Origin of the sequence: Demequina sediminis, assembly GCF_030296675.1 — a bacterium.
In the GTDB taxonomy this organism is placed as follows: domain Bacteria; phylum Actinomycetota; class Actinomycetes; order Actinomycetales; family Demequinaceae; genus Demequina; species Demequina sediminis.
The window spans coordinates 1,425,761-1,441,916 of record NZ_AP027736.1 but is presented as its reverse complement, the minus strand read 5'-3'; the positions used below and the strand labels follow the sequence as shown (position 1 = coordinate 1,441,916).

The following is a 16,156-nucleotide window of genomic DNA, read 5'->3' as shown; positions in this document are numbered from 1 at the left end:
CGCCACCACCGAGCACCACTCATCAAGGAGCGCCATGACAGCGCAGCAGGCGATGACCGGGCAGGAGGCGCGCGTGCGCGCCGACGACCGCGGTCACGTGTTTCACTCGTGGAGCGCCCAGGCGACGATCGACCCGCTGCCCGTCGAGGGCGGCGCGGGATCCGAGTTCTGGGACTACGAGGGCAACCGCTACCTCGACTTCTCGTCTCAGCTGGTGAACCTCAACCTGGGTCACCAGCATCCCGACCTGGTCGCGGCGATCGAGCGCCAGGCGCGCCGCCTCGCGACCGTGCAGCCCTCGTTCGCGAACGACGTCCGCGGGGAGCTCGCGCGGCGGATCGTCGAGGTCGCTGGAGAGCCGTTCGAGAAGGTGTTCTTCACCAACGGCGGCGCCGACGCCAACGAGAACGCCGTGCGCATGGCACGCCTCTCGACCGGCAGGCGCAAGGTGCTCGCGATGTACCGCAGCTATCACGGCAACACCTCGACCGCGATCGCGCTCACGGGAGACCCCCGGCGGTGGCCCAACGAGCCCGCCGACCCGGGCATCGTCCACTTCTTCGGTCCCTACCTCTACCGCTCCGCGTGGGGCGCGACCACCCCCGAGGAGGAGGCCGAGCGCGCTCTCGCGCACCTCGAGCAGGTGATCATGCTCGAGGGCGCGTCGACCATCGCGGCGATCGTCCTCGAGACCATCGTGGGCACCAACGGCGTGCTGGTGCCGCCGCCCGGGTATCTGCAGGGCGTGCGCGCGCTGTGCGACCGCCACGGGATCGTGCTCATTGCGGACGAGGTCATGGTGGGATTCGGGCGCGTGGGCGAGTGGTTCGCTTTCCAGGCGCACGGCGTCGTGCCCGACCTCATCACGTTCGCCAAGGGGGTCAACTCGGGCTATGTGCCGCTGGGTGGCGTGGTGATCTCGGGAGACATCGCGCGCGCCTTCGATCAGCGTGCCTTCCCCGGCGGGCTCACGTACTCCGGCCATCCGCTCGCGTGCGCCGCGGGTGTCGCGACCTTCGAGGTCTTCGCGCGGGACGGAATCCTCGAGCGCGTGCGCGACCTCGGGACGCGCGTGGTCGAACCGACCGTGACGCGCTGGCTCGAGACGCACCCCTCGGTGGGTGACGTGCGCGGCGCGGGGTTGTTCTGGGCCGTCGAGTTGGTGAGGGACCGCGAGACGCGCGAGCCGCTGGTGCCCTTCAACGCGTCCGGGGCGGACGCCGCCCCCATGGCCGCGTTTGCCTCGGCGTGCAAGAAGGCGGGGGTGTGGCCGTTCCTGCACTTCAACCGCACACACCTCGCGCCACCGCTCGTCATCACGGAGGACGAGCTGCGCCGCGGGCTCGACGTCATCGACGCCGCCCTAGAAGTCACCGACGGACTCGCCCTAGGCTCGCAGTCATGAGCGCCGTCGAGACTCAGGCCATCCCGCTGGGAGGCCCGGGCCTGGCGCAGGAGCGCCGGCTCGTCACCGCGATCCCTGGACCGCGGTCGCGCGACCTGCTCGCGCGCAAGGCCGCCGCCGTGGCCGCGGGCGTGGGGCACACGGTTCCCATCGCGGCCGTCGCCGCCGGCGGGGGAGTCGTGGTCGATGCCGACGGCAACTCGCTCATCGATCTGGGCTCGGGAATCGCCGTGACCTCGGTGGGCAACGCCCACCCGCGCGTGGTCGAGGCCGTGCAACGCCAGGCCGCGCAGTTCACCCACACGTGCTTCATGATCTCGCCCTACGAGGGCTACGTGGAGGTCGCGGAGGCGCTCAACCGGGTCACCCCCGGCGCCTTCGAGAAGAAGTCGGCGCTCTTCAACTCCGGCGCGGAGGCCGTCGAGAACGCCGTGAAGATCGCGCGCAAGTTCACGGGCCGCCAGGCCGTCGTGGCCTTCGACCACGCGTATCACGGCCGCACGAACCTCACGATGGCGCTCACCGCGAAGTCCATGCCCTACAAGAGCGGGTTCGGCCCCTTCGCGGCCGAGGTGTATCGCGCCCCGGCCTCGTATCCGTTGCGCGATGGGTTGTCCGGAGAGGCCGCCGCTGCACGCGCGATCGACGTGATCGAGAAGCAGGTGGGCGCGGCCAACCTCGCGGCCGTCATCATCGAGCCGATCCAGGGCGAGGGCGGGTTCATCGTTCCCGCCGAGGGTTTCCTGCCCGCGATCGCCGCGTGGTGTCGCGACAACGGCGTGGTCTTCATCGCGGACGAGGTGCAGACGGGCTTCGCCCGCACGGGCGCGATGTTCGCGTCGGAGCTGTTTGGCGTCGAGCCCGACCTCGTCACCACCGCCAAGGGGATCGCTGCGGGACTGCCGCTCGCCGCGGTGACCGGTCGCGCCGACATCATGGACGCGTCCCACGTGGGCGGGCTGGGCGGCACGTACGGCGGCAACCCGATCGCGTGCGCCGCCGCGCTCGCGTCGTTCGAGGCCTTCGAGAACGACGGCCTGGTCGAGCGAGCGCGGGAGATCGGCGAGGTGCTCGCGTCGCGCCTCGAGGCGATGCGCGCGGGCGATCCCCGCATCGCCGAGGTGCGCGGGCGCGGCGCCATGATGGCGATCGAGTTCGTCGACGCGGAGGGGCGCCCGGACGCGGCCCTCGCCGGGGCGGTCGCGCGCGCGTCGATCGCGAACGGCGTGATCGTGCTCACGTGCGGCACGCACGGCAACGTCATCCGCTTCCTGCCACCCCTGAGCATCGGCGATGCTCTCCTTCACGAGGGCCTCGACGTGGTCGCCGCGGCGCTCGCCGCGAACCGCCAGGAGGTGAACTCATGAGCGATGCCGAACGCGCCCTTCTCGACTCTCTGCCGACCGGTCTGTTCATCGGGGGCCGGTGGCAGGCATCGTCCTCCGGCGCGACCTTCGACGTCACGGACCCGTCGACCGGCGCGACCCTCCTGTCGATCGCCGACGCGTCTCCCGCGGACGGAATGCGCGCCCTCGACGCGGCGGTCGAGGCGAAGGACGCGTGGGCCGCCACCGCGCCTCGAGCGCGTGCTGAGATCCTGCGCCGCGCGTTTGACCTGGCGCAGCAGCGCAAGGAGGACCTCGCGCTGCTCATGACGCTCGAGATGGGCAAGCCGCTCGCCGAGGCGCGCGGTGAGGTCGCGTATGGCGCGGAGTTCCTGCGGTGGTTCTCGGAGGAAGCCGTGCGCATCACCGGTCGCTACGGGCTCAATCCCGAGGGCACCGGCCGGATGGTGGTGTCGCAGCGGCCCGTGGGGCCGTCGTACCTCATCACGCCGTGGAACTTCCCCCTCGCGATGGCGACGCGCAAGATCGCGCCCGCGCTCGCGGCCGGCTGCACCGTGGTGGTCAAGCCCGCCGCGCTCACGCCGCTCACGACGCTGCTGCTCGCGCGCATCCTCGAGGAGGCGGGCGTGCCGGCCGGCGTGGTCAACGTGGTCACCACGACCGACTCGCGCGGCGTCTCGACGCCCGTCATCGCCGACCCGCGGCTGCGCAAGCTGTCCTTCACCGGCTCGACCGAGGTGGGCCGCGCGCTCCTCAAGCAGGCCGCCGACGGCGTGCTGCGGGTGTCGATGGAGCTCGGCGGCAACGCGCCGTTCGTGGTGTTCGAGGACGCGGACCTCGACGCGGCCGTCGAGGGCGCGCTCGCGGCGAAGTTCCGCAACATCGGCCAGGCCTGCACCGCGGCCAACCGGTTCATCGTGCACGAGTCCGTCGCCGAGGAGTTCGCGCGTCGCGTCACCGCGCGCGTCGGGGTCATGAAGGTAGGTCGCGGCACCGAGGACGGGGTGCAGATCGGGCCGCTGATCGACGCGGCCGCGGTCGAGAAGTCGGCCTCGCTCGTGGACGATGCCGTGGCCAGGGGCGCCGCGGTCGCGACCGGCGGCGCGGCCCTCGACGGCCCGGGACACTTCTTCGCGCCGACCGTCGTCACGGGCGTCCGGCCAGGCAGCGAGATCCTCACCGAGGAGATCTTTGGCCCCGTGCTCGCGATCGCGACGTTCGCGACCGAGGCGCAGGCGGTGGAGCTCGCCAACTCGACCGAGTTTGGCCTGGTCTCCTACGTCTACACGCGAGACCTGGCGCGCGGGCACCGCATGGTCGATCTCCTCGACACGGGGATGATGGGCCTCAACGCCGGTGTGGTCTCAAATGCCGCCGCTCCGTTCGGCGGCGTCAAGCAGTCGGGCCTGGGCCGCGAGGGCGGCGCCGAGGGCATTCACGAATACCTGTCCACCAAGTACACCCTGATCCCGGCCGAGTAGCCGCCGAGCACCCGAGGAGAGACATGACCTACGCAGTGGTGAACCCCGCGACCGGCGAGCGCCTGGCCGAATACCCGACGATGACCGAGGCGGACGTCGAGTCCGCGCTCGCGGCGGCGGACGGCGCGTTCAGGGGCTGGTCCCGCACGTCGACGGTCGACGAGCGCGCCGCGCTCGTGCGCCGCGTGGCCGAGCTCCACCGTGAGCGCCGCGAGGAGCTCGCCGCGATCGTGGTGCGCGAAATGGGCAAGCCGCTCGAGGCCGCGCTGGGCGAGGTCGACTTCGCCGCCGACATCACCGAGTACTACGCGGACAACGCGGACGCGATCACGGCGGACACCCCGCTCGAGATCCTGGGCGAGGGCACCGCCGTGATCCGCCGTTCTCCGCTGGGGGCGCTGCTGGGCATCATGCCGTGGAACTTCCCCTACTACCAGGTGGCGCGCTTCGCCGCGCCGAACCTCGTGGTGGGCAACACGATCATCCTCAAGCACGCGCCGCAGTGCCCCGAGTCGGCCGCTGCAATCGCCGCGATGTACCGCGACGCCGGCTTCCCCGAGGGCGCCTACGTCAACGTGTACGCGTCGAATGAGCAGGCGGCGACCATGATCGCCGACCGCCGCATCGCGGGCGTGTCCGTGACCGGCTCCGAGCGTGCAGGATCCGCCGTGGCTGCCCTCGCCGGACAGCACCTCAAGAAGGTCGCGCTCGAGCTGGGCGGCTCGGACCCGTTCATCGTGCTGTCGACCGACGACCTCGACGCGGTCGTGGAGGGCGCCGTCGAGGCGCGCATGGACAACAACGGCCAGTCCTGCAATGCGCCCAAGCGGTTCATCGTGATCGACTCGCTCTACGACGAGTTCCTCGAGAAGTTCACCGCGGCCATGACGGCGTGCACCATGGGCGACCCCTTCGCCGAGGACACCGTCCTGGGGCCGCTGTCGTCGCTCGCCGCTGCCGAGCGCCTCGAGGCGCAGGTCGATCGCGCGGTCGAGCAGGGCGCGACGCTGGTCGCGGGCGGCACGCGCGACGGCGCGTACTACTCGCCCACGGTGCTCGCGGACGTCACCTCCGACATGGACGTGTACCGCGAGGAGCTGTTCGGTCCCGCCGCGGCGGTCTACCGCGTCGCGAGCGAGGAGGAGGCGGTGGCCCTCGCGAACGACACGACCTACGGACTGGGCTCGTACGTCTACACGACCGACCCCGAGCAGGCCCAGCGCGTCGCGGACGCGATCGAGGCGGGCATGGTCTACGTCAACTGCGTGCTCGCGGACAGCCCGGAGCTGCCGTTCGGCGGCGTGAAGCGGTCCGGCACCTCGCGCGAGATGGGGCTGCTCGCCGCCGACGAGTTCGTCAACAAGAAGCTCATCCGGGTGGCGTAGGGGGCCGGGCGCTTTCGTGCTCGATACCCCCTGGGGTATAGTGTCCGCATGACTCTCACTCTTCCCTCGCGTCGCGCCCGCGCGGCGAAGTTCGCCGTGCTCGCGGCCGCCCTGGGCGCCGCCCTATCCCTGTCCGCGTGCTCCGGCGGCGAGCCGGAGGCGCTCGCCTTCGACGGCGCTCACGTGTCCGCGGAGACCTTCGCGGAAGCCGTGGCAACCGAGGGCGTGGTGGTCATCGACGTGCGCACCCCCGCCGAGTTTGCCGAGGGGCACCTGCCCGGTGCCGTCAACATCGACGTCTCGGGCGCGACCTTCGATGCCGAGGTGGCCGAGCTCGATCCCGAGGGCGAGTACGCGGTGTACTGCCGTTCGGGCAACCGCTCGCAGGTCGCGATCGAGGAGATGGCGGCCGACGGCGTCGAGCAGACGGTGGGCCTGACCGGCGGCATCGGGGCGTGGGCCGGCGAGGTCGTGACCGACTAAGGCGGGACGCGGAGCGTTCCGCGTCAGCCGTGCGCCGTGACGAGCTCGCCGCGGCGCACCGCGATGACGGTGCGCGCACCCAGCGCCACCACGAGCGCGGAGGCGGCGGCGAGCGCGAAGCCTCCGATCCATGCGGAGGCCGCGGAGAGCCCTCCCTCGAAGGCGGCGAACATCGCCGAGGCCGCCGCGGCGAGGGGGAACGTATACGCCCACGCGCTCACCGCAAACGGCGTGCGGAACAGGGACGTGGCCTGCGCCGCGAGGAGCGCAAGCTGGAACAGCGTGACGCCGAGCAGCATGAGCGTGAGGGGATCGGTCCATGCGCCGCCAAGCCGCACCCACGCGAGAGCCGCCACCGCGGGCGGCGCGATGAGGATCGCGAGCGTGGGAGCGAGTCGCGGCGGGATGACCCCCTCGACGAAGAGCCTGCCGAGCACCACGGGCAGCAGGCCCAGCCAGTAGAGCGCGCCCACGCCGAGGAAGTACCAGGTCACCTCGGCCGGCGCGTGGTCAACGCCCGCGAGCGGCGCGACCAGGTTGCCCACCACGGGGATGAACCACGCCGGATGAATGTGCATGGCCTGGATGCGCGCGTCCGCGATCCACGTGCGCATCACGAGCACTGTCAGCGCCGCCTGCAGCGCCGCTCCCGCCCACCACAGCACCGCGGAGAGCCCGTGCGAGACCGGGAGGAAGGCGACCGCTAGCACCAGCATCGACACGGACACCGTCGCAACAAAGGCCGACGTGACGGGGTGCGACCACTCGGCCCTGGCATCGGCGCCGTGGAGGGCGACCTTGGCGCCATAGGCGACCGCCGCCGCGGCAAACGCCGCGAGGCCGAGCCAGGCGAGCGCGATTCCGACCCCCTCCGGCGCGTCGATCGCCGCGGCGGCGCGATGCCACGCGACGGCCGTACCGCCCGTGCCCATCGCGATCGCGAAGATGCCGACGGGCAGGTGAGCGAGAGAGCGGGGTGCGGCGGTCATGGCTCCTCCTGGCGGGACGATGCCGGGTCGGGCGAGCGCCGACCCTCGCCTCCGAGCGTATACCGGGGGTGTATCGAGACGCGCGCATTCCTCGTGACCTAGGTCCTTCGATTCCGTGCCCGACGGAGTCCACCATTCAGGTCAGGTAACAACGTTTTTCGAAAACCCCCTTGCCCCCAACGTCGTGAGCCCCCGAAGGGAGAACAACGATGTCCATCCTTGACCGAGAACGTACCGTCGCACCCCCGGATACAACAGGTGGCTGGTGCCCCCTGCCGCTCTTGCCGTCCACCTGAGCATCGGCCAGGTGTACGCCTACTCCGTCCTCAAGGACGCGCTGCGCGACCGCTTCGACGCGTCGCACACCCAGATCGGCGTGATCTTCTCCATCTCGATCGTCATGCTCGGCCTGTCGGCCGCGTTCGGGGGCCGCTGGATGGAGCGTCACGGCCCCCGCAAGACCATGGTGCTCGCGGCCGCGGCATGGGTCACGGGCTTCCTGGTCGCCGGCTTTGCCGTGTCGATCGGCCAGCTGTGGCTCGTCTACATCGGCTACGGCGTGATCGGCGGAATCGGCCTGGGCCTGGGTTACATCTCGCCCGTGTCGACGCTCATCAAGTGGTTCCCCGACCGCCCGGGCGTCGCGACCGGGCTCGCGATCATGGGATTCGGTGGCGGCGCGATGCTCGCGGCGCCCCTCACGCAGTTCCTGCTGGGCGCGTACGCGGAGAACGAGGTCGACGCGCTCGTGCCGACGTACCTCACGCTCGGCGGCAGCTATGCCGTCCTCATGCTGCTGGGAGCCGCGGTGATCCGCGTGCCTCCCCAGGGCTACAAGCCCGAGGGCTGGGAGCCCACGGCTCACGTCGCCAAGGTCAGCAGCGGCGGCCAGGTCAACGCGAAGAACGCGATCAAGACCTTCCCGTTCTGGATGTTGTGGCTGGTGCTGTTCACGAACGTCACGGCGGGAATCGGCATCCTCGAAAACGCCAAGCCCATGATCGAGGACTACTTCCCCGCGGTGTCCGCCGCGGCGGCGGCCGGCTTCGTCGGGTTGCTGTCGCTCGCCAACATGGGCGGGCGCATCGGCTGGTCGAGCCTGTCGGACAAGCTCGGACGCAAGGCGACCTACGTCATGTACCTGGGGGCCGGCGCTCTCGCCTACACGGCCGTGGCGCTGTTCGGCCCGTCCAACCTCGTGCTATTCGTCGTGCTCGTGGTCGTCATCATCTCCTTCTACGGAGGCGGATTCGCGACCATTCCCGCGTACCTCAAGGACGTGTTCGGCGAGTTCGAGGTGGGCGCGATCCACGGGCGCCTGCTGACCGCCTGGTCCGCCGCGGGCGTGGCCGGTCCGCTGATCATCAACGGGCTGCTCGACCTGCTCGAGTCCCGCGGGCTCAGCGGAGCGGATCTGTACCGCCCGTCGCTGCTCGTCATGGTGGGCGTGCTCGCGATCGGATTCGTCGCGAACCTGCTGGTGCGTCCCGTCGCCGTGAAGTGGCACGAGCACGCCGACGCGATCCCCGACCACGGCAAGCACAATGCGGCGCACGAACTGGCCGCCGCTGGAAAGGAGGCCTGAGCCATGGCACAGGAGCCGCAGAACAAGGGCGCCTCGCAGCCCCTCGCGTATGTCCTGTGGGTGCTCGTGGGAGCCGCGCTGCTGTACGGCGTGAGCCAGACGGCCATCAAGGCGTTCGCGCTCTTCACGGGATAGTCCCGCCTCGACCGACGGGGACCGGCGCCGCACGGCGCCGGTCCCCGTCGGCGTCTGGGCAGGCGTGCGCGACGCGCCGTCCACCCCGGAAGTCGGGGGGCCGATGCCCGGGTGGGCGGGGCATCGTCCCCCTCCGGAAGCCACGAAAACCCCTGGTGAAGATGCCCCCGGGGTATGAAGGGCCTGGTAGTGGGCCTATGGTCCCTGGGACCTAGGACTGTCGAATCCCGGCGGCACGCGTCCTACCGTGAAGTCATGGGATCGAGGCCCGGAGGGGGCCGGAACCCGCGCCAGAGGAGCCGAATCACCATGACTACCACCGCACCGGAGACGCCGGCGGAAACCACCGTCGCGGAGTCGATCGACGCGCTCGTCGCCAACGCGCAGCGCGCGCTGGACGCCTACTCCACCTTCACTCAGGACGACGTCAACCTTCTCGTGAAGAAGGCTTCGGTCGCCGCCCTCAACCAGCACGGCGAGCTCGCCGTCCTCGCGGTCGAGGAGACCGGCCGCGGCGTGTTCGAGGACAAGGCCGTCAAGAACATCTTCGCGTGCGAGCACGTGACCCACTCGATGGCCCCCATGAAGACCGTGGGCATCATCAGCGAGGACCCGATCACGGGCATCACCGAGATCGCGGAGCCCGTCGGCGTGGTCGCGGGTGTCACCCCCGTGACCAACCCCACCTCGACCGCGATCTTCAAGTCGCTCATCGCGCTGAAGACCCGCAACCCGATCATCTTCGCGTTCCACCCGAGCGCGCAGAAGTCGTCCGTCGCGGCCGCCAAGATCGTGCGCGACGCCGCGATCGCCGCGGGTGCGCCCGAGCACTGCATCCAGTGGGTCGAGACCCCTCGCTCGAGGCGACCAACCTGCTCATGAACCACGACGGCATCGCGCTGATCCTCGCGACCGGCGGCAACGCCATGGTCAAGGCGGCCTACAGCTGCGGCAAGCCGGCGCTGGGCGTCGGCGCGGGCAACGTGCCCGCCTACGTGCACAAGTCCGCTGTCCTCAAGCGCTCGATCAACGACCTGGTGATCTCGAAGGCGTTCGACAACGGCATGGTGTGCGCGTCCGAGCAGGCCGTCATCCTCGACACCGAGATCTACGACGAGGCGCTCGCGCTGTTCGACCGCCTCCACGCGTACCGCGTCACGGCGGACGAGAAGGCGAAGCTCGAGGAGTTCATCTTCGGCGTTCAGGCGAACGGCGAGAACTGCGCCGGTGCCAAGCTCAACCCGAACGTCGTGGGTAAGTCGCCGCAGTGGATCGCCGAGCAGGCGGGCTTCTCGGTGCCCGAGGAGACCTCGATCATCCTCGCCGAGGTGTCGACCGTGGGCGAGAGCGAGCCCTCACCCGCGAGAAGCTCGCGCCGGTGCTCGCGGTGCTGCGCGCCGAGACCACGGAGCAGGGCCTCGACTACGCCGAGCGCATGGTCGAGTTCCACGGCCTGGGCCACTCGGCCGCGATCCACGCGACCGACGACGCTCTCATCAAGGAGTTCGGCAAGCGCGTCAAGGCGATCCGCGTGATCGTGAACTCGCCGTCCTCGCACGGTGGAATCGGCGACATCTACAACGCCTTCCTTCCCTCGCTCACGCTGGGCTGCGGCTCGTACGGGCGCAACTCGGTGTCGAACAACGTCACCGCGGTGAACCTGATCAACGTCAAGCGGATCGGCCGGAGGAACAACAACATGCAGTGGTTCAAGGTGCCGGCGAAGACGTACTTCGAGCCCAACGCGATCCAGTACCTGCACGACATGAACGGCGTCGAGCGCGTCACGATCATCACGGACGCGACCATGACCCGCATCGGCGTGGTCGACAAGGTCCTCGACGTCCTCAACCGCCGTGCGAACCCGGTGTCCGTGCAGATCATGGACAACGTCGAGCCCGAGCCGAGCGTCGCGACGGTCCGCAAGGGCGCCGAGGTGCTGCGCGCCTTCAAGCCCGACACGATCATCGCGGTCGGCGGCGGCTCGCCCATGGACGCGGCCAAGGTCATGTGGCTGCTCTACGAGCACCCCGACATCGACTTCGCCGACCTCAAGGAGAAGTTCTTCGACGTCCGCAAGCGCGCGTTCCAGTTCCCCAAGCTGGGCGAGCTCGCGAAGCTGGTCTGCATCCCGACCACGTCGGGCACCGGCTCCGAGGTGACGCCGTTCGCGGTCATCACCGACCCCGAGACCGGCCGCAAGTACCCGCTCGCGGACTACGCGCTGACCCCGACCGTCGCGATCGTCGACCCGGTGCTCACCGCGAACCTCCCGGCTCGCGTGGCCGCGGACTCGGGCTTCGACGCCCTCACCCACGCGACCGAGGCCTACGTCTCGGTGTACGCCAACGACTACACCGACGGCCTCGCCCTGCAGGCCATCAAGATGGTCTTCGAGTACATCGAGGAGTCCGTCACGGTCGGCGGCAGCGCGGTCAAGGCGCGCGAGAAGATGCACAACGCCGCGACGATCGCGGGCATGGCCTTCGCGAACGCCTTCCTGGGCCTCGTACACGCCATGTCGCACGTGACCGGTTCGACGCACCACGTCGCACACGGCCGCACCAACGCGATCTACCTGCCGCACGTGATCCGCTACAACGGCAAGGTTCCCACCAAGCCGACCTCGTGGCCCAAGGCGGAGTCCTACGTGGCTCCCGAGCGCTACCAGCAGATCGCGAAGATGCTCGGTCTGCCGGCCTCGACCCCCGACGAGGGCGTCGAGTCCTACGCCAAGGCGGTCGAGGAGCTGCGCGACAAGGTGGGCATCGAGCGGTCGTTCAAGGACGTCGGCGTCGACGAGACGGACTTCATGTCCGGACTCGACACCCTCGCGATGAACGCCTACGCGGACCAGTGCGCCCCGGCGAACCCGCGTCTGCCGATGCTCGAGGACATGAAGGTGATGATGGAGGCCGCGTACTACGGCATCACGTGGGACGAGGTGAAGGCCGGCCGCAAGACCGAGTCGGGCCCCGCCGCCGCCCCCAAGAAGGTCGCTCGCAAGAAGGCCTGACCACAGTCTGGCTCCGGGGACTCGACCGTCCCCTGAGTCGCTCCCGCAGGGCCCCGACGCTCCATCCGAGCGTCGGGGTCCTGTGCCGTGTGCGGGGCGCGAGCGCCGGGACGATGCGCCGCCAGCGGCGTGCCCCGCGCGCGCCGCACTAGACTGAATCCTCGTGGCCACCGACTTCGCGACCGAGATTCAAGAACTGCGCTCGACCTTTTCTCAGATCGAGGCGGTGACCGACCCGGCGAAGCTCAAGGCGCGCATCGCCGAGCTCGAGAGCCAGGCGGCCGCCCCCGACCTCTGGGACGACCAGGACAACGCCCAGGCCGTGACCAGCCAGCTCAGCCAGGCCAACGCCGAGCTCGACCGCGTGACCCGCATGGGTGGGCGCATCGACGACCTCGAGGTGCTGGTCGAGATGGGCACCGAGGGCGAGGACGAGGACACGCTCGCCGAGGCGGAGGTCGAGCTCGCGAAGCTCAAGAAGGACCTCTCCGCCCTTGAGATCCGCACGCTCATGACGGGGGAGTGGGACGAGCGCAACGCCGTCGTGACGATCCGCTCGGGCGCGGGCGGCGACGACGCCACGGACTTCGCCGAGATGCTGCTGCGCATGTACCTGCGCTGGGCCGAGCGTCACGGCTACGCCACCAAGGTGCTCGACACCTCCTACGCGGAGGGCGCCGGCATCAAGTCCGCGACCTTCGAGCTCAACGCCCCCTACGCGTACGGCACGCTGTCCGTCGAGGCGGGCACGCACCGCCTCGCGCGCATCAGCCCGTTCGGCTCGGCCGACAAGCGCCAGACCAGCTTCGCGGCCGTCGAGGTGATCCCGCTCATCGAGTCGACGGACCACATCGAGGTGCCCGAGTCCGACATCAAGGTCGACGTGTTCCGCTCGTCGGGCCCCGGCGGCCAGTCCGTCAACACGACGGACTCCGCGGTGCGCCTCACCCACCTGCCCACCGGCCTCGTGGTGTCGATGCAGGATGAGAAGTCGCAGATTCAGAACCGCGCCGCCGCGATGCGCGTGCTGCAGTCGCGACTGCTCCTGCTCAAGAAGGAGGAGGAGGCCGCGCAGAAGAAGGAGCTCGCCGGGGACATCAAGGCGAGTTGGGGCGACCAGATGCGCTCGTACTTCCTCTACGGCCAGCAGCTCGTCAAGGACCTGCGCACGGGCTACGAGGTCGGCAACCCGCAGATCGTGTTCGACGGTGACCTCGACGGCTTCATCGACGCGGGCATCCGCTGGCGTCGCTCGGCCCAGAACGCCGAGTAGGCCTCGCGGCGCGCCTCCCTGCTCCTCCCGAGCGGTATTCCTACGATGCTGAGGTGGCGTGTGCCCAACCCCTCGCGCCCCGATACTCATGATTCGACTCGATAACGTCACCAAGGTCTACAAGCGGGGCGCCCGCCCCGCGCTCGACGGCGTGTCCGTCGAGATCGAGCGCGGCGACTTCGTCTTCCTCGTCGGATCCTCGGGATCGGGCAAGTCCACGTTCCTCAAGCTCGTGCTGCGCGAGGAGCGACCCACGGGCGGCGACGTCTACGTGGCGGGGCGCCACCTCAACAAGCTGTCCGCGTGGCGCGTGCCGCACCTGCGCCGCGAGATCGGCGCCGTGTTCCAGGACTTCCGCCTGCTGCCCAACAAGACCGTCTATCAGAACGTCGCGTTCGCGCTCCAGGTGATCGGCAAGAACCGTCACCACATTCAGTCCACGGTTCCCGAGATGCTCGAGCTCGTGGGCCTGTCGGGCAAGGAGCGGCGCATGCCGCACGAGCTCTCGGGCGGCGAGCAGCAGCGCGTGGCGATCGCGCGCGCATTCGTCAACCACCCGCCGATCCTGCTGTGCGACGAGCCCACGGGAAACCTCGACCCCGGGACCTCGGTGGGCATCATGCGACTGCTCGACCGCATCAACCGGACGGGCACCACGGTGCTCATGGCCACCCACGACGACGAGATCGTGGACCAGATGCGCAAGCGTGTCATCGAGCTCAAGGGCGGCCAGCTGGTCCGTGACCAGGACCGCGGCGTCTACGGATTGGAGCGCGTGTGAGGCTCCAGTTCATCCTGGGCGAGGTGGTCAACGGCCTGCGCCGCAATTCGACCATGGCGCTGTCCGTGGTGCTCGTGACCTTCGTGTCGCTCACCTTCGTGGGCGCGGCCGCGCTGATCCAGATGCAGATCGACCAGCTCAAGGACGACTGGTACGGCAAGGTCGAGATCTCGATCTTCCTGTGCCCCGAGAACTCCCGCAACGAGCGCTGTGCCGAGGGCGCGGTGACCGCGGACCAGGAGGAGTCGATCCGCGGCGTGCTCGAGGACGGCGCGCTGCAGGACCTGGTCCAGGAGGTCTTCTACGAGTCGCGCGAAGAGGCCTACGAGAAGTTCGTCGCGAACGACGAGGACGGCATCTGGTCCTCGCTCACGCCGGACCAGATGCAGCCCAGCTTCCGCGTCAAGCTCTCCGATCCCGAGCAGTTCCAGGTGGTGGCCGACGCGACCGAGGGCCTGCCGGGGGTCGACGTGGTCCAGGACCAGCGCGAGATCTTCTCCGAACTGTTCCGCTTCCTCAACGCCGCGACGCTCATCGCGGCCGCGCTCGCGGGTGTCATGCTGCTCGCCGCGATGCTGCTCATCACCACCACGATCCGCCTGAGCGCGCTGAGCCGGCGTCGCGAGACGCAGATCATGCGCATGGTGGGCTCGTCCCGCTCGCTCATCCAGATGCCGTTCATGCTCGAGGGCGCGGTGGCCGCGACGGCGGGCGCGCTGCTCGCCGTCGGCGGCCTGTACTTCGGGGTGCGCTACCTCGTCGAGGACTGGCTGCGCGGCTCCGTCACGTGGGTTCAGTACATTGGGGCGCAGGACGTGTGGGCGGTCGCGCCGTGGCTCATGGTCATCGCCGTGGGGCTCGCCGCCATCGCGTCGCTCGTCACGCTCGGGAGGTACACGCGCGCATGATTCGGCTAAGGTCCGCGGCCGTCGTGGCCGCCGCAATGTTCATGATCGCCCTGGTCACCGGCGCGGTCGTGTCCGGCGCCGATGCCGTGGGCGGCTTCCAGGCCGCGTCCAGCTACGACGACGACATCGACCGCACGCGCGACGAGCAGGAGCGCTACGAGCAGGAGATGGCGGACCTCGAGGCCGCCCTCGAGGACACCAGCGCGGAGATCGTCGAGGCCGCGCGCGCACTGCGCGAGACCGAGGCCAAGCTGCCCGCGGCGCAGGCCGAGCTCGACGCGGCGAACGAGAAGGTCGACGAGGCACTCGTGCAGCAGCAGCTCGTCGCCGACAAGCTCGCGGCCGCCGAGGCTCAGGACCAGGCGATCTCCGACCAGATCGCGGCGGACGAGGACCGCATCGCCGACCTCCAGCAGATCGTCGCGGCGCTCGCGCGGGCCCAGTATCAGGGCGTGGGCGACGACGAGGCGCTGAGCCTGGTGTTTGGCGCGACCACCTCGCAGGAGTTTGTCGACGAGTTTGCCGCGGACCACAACGCGTCGCGCGTGCAGTCCAACTCCCTGGCTGACATGGAGGAGATCGCCGCCGTCAACCGCAACCGCGGTGCCCGCCAGGAGGCCGTGCGCGAGTACATCGCGGAGCTCAAGGTCGAGGCCGACCGCCTGGTCGCGGAGACCAAGGTGCTCCAGGAGGCCGCGGCGGAGAAGAAGGCCGCGCTCGACGCGATCGTCGAGGAGCAGCGGGCGATCAAGGCGCAGCTCGAGGAGCGCAAGGCCGAGGAGCTGGCCAAGCAGAACGAGATCGCGGCGAAGCAGCAGGCGACGCGCGACAAGCTCAAGAGCCTCGTGGCGAAGAAGCTTGCCGAGGAAGAGAAGCGCCGTCAGGAAGAGGCGGCCGCAGGCGGCGGATCGAGCGGCGGATCGAGCGGCGCGGGTCCGTCGAAGGGCACGCTCGGCTATCCGACCGAGGTGCCGTACATCACCTCGAGCTACGGGATGCGCTACCACCCCGTGCTGAACTACTGGCGACTTCACGCCGGCACCGACTTCCGCGCCTATTGCGGAACGCCCATCTACGCCGCCCGCGAGGGTCAGGTCCAGTGGGCGTCGTATCAGGGCGGCTTCGGCAACCAGGTGATGATCGACCACGGCATCGTGGGCGGCAAGTCGCTCATGTCGAGCTACAACCACCTGACCCGGGCCGCGGTCGGCTCGGGCCAGTACGTCACGCGCGGCCAGCTTGTGGGCTACTCCGGCACCACCGGCACGTCGACGGCATGCCACCTGCACTTCGAGGTCTACGTCAACGGCGAGACCGTCGACCCCATGTCGGTCATCGGCTCCTGAACCAGGGCATCGTCCCGGTAGAC

General features: G+C 69.8%; 12 protein-coding genes and 1 pseudogene. 12 read left to right on the top strand and 1 reads right to left on the bottom strand.

What is annotated here, in order from left to right; all coding sequences use genetic code 11:
- The first annotated feature begins 34 nt into the window (after positions 1-34).
- The 5 genes from QUE44_RS07360 to QUE44_RS07340 are packed head-to-tail and all read left to right on the top strand — an operon-like array spanning position 35 to position 6,100.
- Positions 35-1,405 carry an aspartate aminotransferase family protein gene (locus QUE44_RS07360; RefSeq protein WP_286213860.1) on the top strand — a complete coding sequence of 457 codons (1,371 nt, stop codon included), beginning with the start codon at positions 35-37 and terminating at the stop codon, positions 1,403-1,405.
- On the top strand, positions 1,402-2,772 hold the full coding sequence (gene gabT, locus QUE44_RS07355) for a 4-aminobutyrate--2-oxoglutarate transaminase (RefSeq protein ID WP_286213859.1): 1,371 nt from the start codon (positions 1,402-1,404) through the stop codon (positions 2,770-2,772). The genes QUE44_RS07360 and gabT overlap by 4 nt, the downstream gene beginning before the upstream one ends.
- The gene (locus tag QUE44_RS07350) at positions 2,769-4,232 is read left to right on the top strand and encodes an NAD-dependent succinate-semialdehyde dehydrogenase (RefSeq protein ID WP_286213858.1); all 1,464 of its coding nucleotides are present in this window, start codon (positions 2,769-2,771) and stop codon (positions 4,230-4,232) included. The genes gabT and QUE44_RS07350 overlap by 4 nt, the downstream gene beginning before the upstream one ends.
- 23 nt (positions 4,233-4,255) lie before the next feature.
- A complete protein-coding gene (locus QUE44_RS07345) occupies positions 4,256-5,617 on the top strand; it encodes an NAD-dependent succinate-semialdehyde dehydrogenase (RefSeq protein WP_286213856.1) in 1,362 nt (453 codons plus the stop codon).
- A gap of 48 nt (positions 5,618-5,665) precedes the next feature.
- Positions 5,666-6,100 carry a rhodanese-like domain-containing protein gene (locus QUE44_RS07340; protein ID WP_286213854.1) on the top strand — a complete coding sequence of 145 codons (435 nt, stop codon included), beginning with the start codon at positions 5,666-5,668 and terminating at the stop codon, positions 6,098-6,100.
- Positions 6,101-6,123: 23 nt separating this feature from the next.
- On the opposite strand, the gene QUE44_RS07335 is transcribed toward QUE44_RS07340, so the two are convergent.
- Positions 6,124-7,089: an SLAC1 anion channel family protein gene (locus tag QUE44_RS07335; RefSeq protein ID WP_286213852.1), complete on the bottom strand. Its 966-nt coding sequence runs from the start codon at positions 7,087-7,089 to the stop codon at positions 6,124-6,126.
- A 265-nt stretch (positions 7,090-7,354) separates the two neighbouring features.
- Between QUE44_RS07335 and QUE44_RS07330 the strand changes: the two genes are divergently transcribed.
- From QUE44_RS07330 to QUE44_RS07300, 7 genes and pseudogenes are all read left to right on the top strand, one after another.
- Entirely contained in the window at positions 7,355-8,674 is a 1,320-nt protein-coding gene (locus QUE44_RS07330) for an L-lactate MFS transporter (protein WP_350226809.1), read from the top strand.
- Positions 8,675-8,677: 3 nt separating this feature from the next.
- Positions 8,678-8,809, top strand: a complete 132-nt coding sequence (locus tag QUE44_RS07325) for an MFS transporter small subunit (RefSeq protein WP_286213851.1) — start codon at positions 8,678-8,680, stop codon at positions 8,807-8,809.
- 309 nt (positions 8,810-9,118) lie between these two features.
- Positions 9,119-11,825, top strand: a pseudogene (gene adhE / locus QUE44_RS07320) (bifunctional acetaldehyde-CoA/alcohol dehydrogenase).
- A gap of 163 nt (positions 11,826-11,988) precedes the next feature.
- A complete protein-coding gene (gene prfB / locus QUE44_RS07315; RefSeq protein WP_286213850.1) occupies positions 11,989-13,098 on the top strand; it encodes a peptide chain release factor 2 in 1,110 nt (369 codons plus the stop codon).
- An 88-nt stretch (positions 13,099-13,186) separates the two neighbouring features.
- Complete coding sequence (ftsE, locus tag QUE44_RS07310) at positions 13,187-13,879, top strand: cell division ATP-binding protein FtsE (protein ID WP_286213848.1); 693 nt, start codon at positions 13,187-13,189, stop codon at positions 13,877-13,879.
- Positions 13,876-14,787 carry a permease-like cell division protein FtsX gene (gene ftsX / locus QUE44_RS07305; protein WP_286213847.1) on the top strand — a complete coding sequence of 304 codons (912 nt, stop codon included), beginning with the start codon at positions 13,876-13,878 and terminating at the stop codon, positions 14,785-14,787. The genes ftsE and ftsX overlap by 4 nt, the downstream gene beginning before the upstream one ends.
- Positions 14,784-16,133 (top strand): peptidoglycan DD-metalloendopeptidase family protein, encoded by a 1,350-nt coding sequence (locus QUE44_RS07300; RefSeq protein WP_286213846.1) that lies wholly within the window; start codon positions 14,784-14,786, stop codon positions 16,131-16,133. Before ftsX ends, QUE44_RS07300 begins: the two co-directional genes overlap by 4 nt.
- The last annotated feature ends 23 nt before the right edge of the window (positions 16,134-16,156 follow it).